The following is a 3,247-nucleotide window of genomic DNA, read 5'->3' as shown; positions in this document are numbered from 1 at the left end:
GTACGCGCCAGGCCTTCTCCATCGCTTCGTACCGCTCCTTGTACATGAGCTTGAGAATCGCGAAAGCGGTACGGCCGGCTTTAGGCGCGGCTCGGGAATTGGCTTCCAGGTAATCGACCTGTCCCCAATGCAAGATCCCAGACAAGCGACCAGGGCGGTCATCATGATGGGCCGCAGGCGCAGCAGCGAGGCCTCGCGCGTCGCCGTTCGGATGTCTTTCTTTTCGAGACGCAACTTGTTGATATAAGAGACGAGGATGACGGCGGTCTGGCTCCTGCGTATTCCTGAAGCGCGCGGCCCAACGGCAAATGCTGCACCTTGGCATGCAAATCGCTCTGCGACGGCGGCTCGGATGAAGCCATGACCAGCAGCCGTCCATGTGGAGATGCTACTGTGACGATTAGCCACGTTGCCTCCTTCATAGGCGATTTGGTTAGCATCCTCAACACCCGCGGTGTCGGGGACGCAAATAAGCACAATACAACTTGACGAAACCGGCCGTTCGCCTCCCGGCCAAAAGGTTAAATAAGCCAACTTTATTTGTCTGGGTCTTTTTCGAAAATAGAAATCGAGCAGAGGAAAAATGGCGGCGACTTTGCGTCTGGCCGATGTCAGTTTGATTGGTACCTTCTACTCACGCCGGTTCCAAAAAAGTTGGACCAGGGCTGTGGAACGCGGGTAACGAGAGCAAGCAGTTCGAAGAAGTGACAACTTGCAACCCGGGTGGCAAAGCTTCTCCGAAGCTGCGGACCGCGTCCGCCCGTTCGGGCGGGACGTATTTTGAGAGAAGCTGGATACTCTCTTCGGCCATCCCAAGAGCCATCAAGCGGGAGATTGCCTGCTCGCGAATCGCATCATCGATGTCACGCGAGCGATCGTTGGTGCGCCTCGCGATCAGTACGATAGAGGAACCCGTTATCGCCGTGAAGGGGGAAAGGTCCAGCAGGGCTTTCAGCCACCCGCCGGCAATTTCAGCTGCCACGACACAGTGCGGCGGCCCATACAGCGGGATGCGGGCGCCCAGTCGGCCGAGCGACCAAAGCCAAATTGCATTTTCAGGTTCTTTTTTGATTTTTGTTACCAGCTCATTGCCAAGCAAAGCACGGGTGCTGCCTAGCAGGTGCTCAAGGCTCGCAAGCAGGCGCCACTCCTCGTACTCGAGTTGCCGGTTCACGCGGCCCCTCTTCTTGCGGACGGCGTGACTGGCGTGCGTGCGATAGAGCGCCTGCTGCTCGCTGGCATTGATGCCGCCTGCAATGCGACGCAACAGCACCAGCATTTCGACCTGACATTGCAGATCGTCCGCAAAGAGGAGTTTGTTCAACGCGATTCTCCGCAGATCATTCATGCGTGCATCATCACCAGGTACACCGAACCCGGGGCGCGAACACCAGCCGTAAAGATTGAGCCAACGTACCTCATGGCGCGGAGACTCTTTGCGTCCGGCGGCAATCTCGATGAGCACATCGCCGAACTGGCGAATTGCCGAGATTGGCCACGAGTCCCTTTTCGCACCGAGCACCGCTTCCATTTGACTTGCAAGAGTGTCGGGCGCCAGAGTGTCGCCAGCAGCGGGACCCCCAAAAACACTGCGGATCAGTTGCGCAGCGGATTCAACAGTCGCATCGGAAGTCGTAACGGTCGATGAACGTGTCGGCACGGGATGTGGTTTCGCAGTATCGAGGTGCTGCGCTTGTGTCTCTTCGCCGCGCAGCTCGAATTGCAGCCGCCAGCGATGCAGCGTGTCGCGCGCCTCACACCAGACTTCGAGCGTGCCAACCTCCGTGAAACTGACTCTGAGACGCACAATCAGGTACACTTCGCGCAATTTCTTGCCGTAGCGCAATAAGGTCACCAGCGGAGCATGACGATGTACGTTCTCTTCGTCCAACGCAACGACTTCGCCGTGCGCATCGTGCCGCGTGTGCGAACTGTAGAGTGTGAACGACACAGGGCGGTTAGCCAGTACCGAGAATTCATGGTCAAGCAGCGGAAGTGTGGTGCCCTCTTCGGCTCCGACAGGCAAAACACAGATGCCCTGCAGACCACTATCCGAGGGCAAGGCGATATAGTACGTGCGCGCGCTGCCTGCCCTGACGCGCAAACCAGTGCCGCGCCGTACACGGCCGTAGTAAACCGCACCCCGGGCAACCGCACTATCTACCGCCTCGTTGTTGAGGAGCTGGGGCCGCCAGCCGCTTTGGGCTCTATCGAACCATGCGGAAATCGCCTCGACAATCCTCTCGCGAGTCACCGCCGGCGCACAGAAGCCGCCATTGAAAAGGACCGCATCGGGGCGAGCCATTCGACGGTTTGCAGTCGAACCGTTCATGGCAACAGCCGCTTGCGTCAGGAAAGCAGCAAGGTGCTTGGTGATGGCGGGATCGCTGGCGTACGGCAGGCCAAGTTCGCGCAGCGCCGCTGGTCGGACGCGTGCCGGCATCTCATCAGGCGCAGTGATTGGCAGGAATCCGGTGATCAAAATCTGGAGGACCTCCTCGCGCGTCAGGTCGACGCTGAGCATTTGTCCGACGACGGCACGGCCGCTGCCCAAGATCGTGACCGCCATGCTCTCCAGGGATGAATCACCCAGCAGGCGTTCTTTCGTGCCACAACAGACTCGACGTAACGCATAACGTTGTCGCAACGTGAGCTTGATGTCGTTAAGCTTCTCTTCCACGCGGCGGGCGAGGGCGAAATCGAGATTGTCACCGCCGAGCAGAAGGTGCTCACCGATGGCGGTCCGCTCAAACTGGCACTCGCCATTAACCAACCGGACGTTCACTAGACTGAAGTCGGTCGTGCCACCGCCGATATCGCAGATCAGAATCAGTTCGCCATCACGGAGGTTTTCACCATCTGCCGACTGCGCGTGTCGATTTGCTGCGATCCAGGCATAAAACGCGGCCAACGGTTCTTCGAGCAGAGTGAGTTTATCGAGCCCGGCACGGCGAGCAGCTTCAACCGTCAGCTCACGCGCATCCTCATCGAACGAAGCCGGCACGGTTAGGACGATTTCCTGATGCTCAAAACGCGTTTCTACGTCAGTCCCCATTGCACCGTTCCAGGCGTCGCGCAGATGCATGAGGTAGCGCGCCGATGCTTCGACAGGGGAAATCATCGTCTGCGGCGGTTCGGCTTGGGCCGGCAGGATCCTGGCGCGGCGATCCACGCCAGGATAGGAAAGCCAGGACTTGGCCGATGACACCTGGCGGCCCGATACAAGCGCTCCCATTTCGCGCGCGAG

At 59.0% G+C, this 3,247-nt stretch carries 1 protein-coding gene; it reads right to left on the bottom strand.

Going from position 1 to position 3,247, the window contains the following annotated elements; translation table 11 throughout:
* Positions 1–634 precede the first annotated feature (634 nt).
* The gene (locus tag VGI36_07205) at positions 635–3,235 is read right to left on the bottom strand and encodes an Hsp70 family protein (protein HEY2484919.1); all 2,601 of its coding nucleotides are present in this window, start codon (positions 3,233–3,235) and stop codon (positions 635–637) included.
* Positions 3,236–3,247 lie beyond the last annotated feature (12 nt).

The sequence above is a fragment of the Candidatus Binataceae bacterium genome, assembly GCA_036495685.1.
In the GTDB taxonomy this organism is placed as follows: domain Bacteria; phylum Desulfobacterota; class Binatia; order Binatales; family Binataceae; genus JAFAHS01.
The sequence above is the reverse complement of the archived record's forward strand: the minus strand, read 5'-3'. Positions and strand labels throughout refer to the sequence as shown.

Bases quoted from the DNA above. Each gene is read 5' to 3' on its own strand.
- VGI36_07205 (HEY2484919.1), bottom strand. From the start codon at position 3,235: ATGGGAGCGCTTGTATCGGGCCGCCAGGTGTCATCGGCCAAGTCCTGG.